Consider the following 253-nt stretch of genomic DNA (forward strand, 5'->3'; position numbering starts at 1 on the left):
AAAACGCGGTTGCAAAATCAGGCAAAAAAACGGATTCTTGAGGCCCTTCGAAATCGCGTTTCGGGGCCATTCCAAGTGGCCTCATTACGCCGATCATCCCCGGCTCGATTACGCCGATCCGTGACACCATGCCAGCCTTGACCCCGCATCTGAAGCAACTGCGCCTGTCCGGCATCCTCGACTCGCTGGAGGCGCGCAATCGCCAAGCGATCGATGCGAAGCTCTCTTACATCGACTTCCTCGCGCTATTGAT

Annotated in this window: 1 pseudogene; it reads left to right on the forward strand. The window is 56.5% G+C overall.

Annotated elements, in window-relative coordinates:
- Positions 1 to 128: 128 nt before the first annotated feature.
- Positions 129 to 253, forward strand: a pseudogene (locus tag GWC77_RS28695) (ATP-binding protein); the annotation flags it as partial.

Source organism: Paraburkholderia sp. NMBU_R16, from assembly GCF_013282575.1.
Taxonomy (GTDB): Bacteria; Pseudomonadota; Gammaproteobacteria; order Burkholderiales; family Burkholderiaceae; genus Trinickia.